The organism is Paenibacillus sp. 203 (assembly GCF_037027525.1).
Taxonomy (GTDB): Bacteria; Bacillota; Bacilli; order Paenibacillales; family Paenibacillaceae; genus Paenibacillus; species Paenibacillus polymyxa_B.
Map to the genome: position 1 here is coordinate 1 of NZ_JAXCHD010000115.1, position 208 is coordinate 208.

Consider the following 208-nt stretch of genomic DNA (forward strand, 5'->3'; position numbering starts at 1 on the left):
GAATCTTGAGCGCCAGCTTGAGTGGAGGCATCCTTGGGATACCACCCTGATCGTATCTAGGTTCTAACTTGGTACCGTGACCCGGTGCGAGGACAGTGTCAGGTGGGCAGTTTGACTGGGGCGGTCGCCTCCTAAATAGTAACTGAGGCGCCCCAAGGTTCCCTCAGAATGGTTGGAAATCATTCGAAGAGTGCAAAGGCAGAAGGGA

Annotated in this window: 1 rRNA gene; it reads left to right on the forward strand. The window is 54.3% G+C overall.

The window, feature by feature from the left end:
- Positions 1–208: ribosomal RNA gene (locus WA407_RS26655) — 23S ribosomal RNA — on the forward strand; the annotation flags it as partial.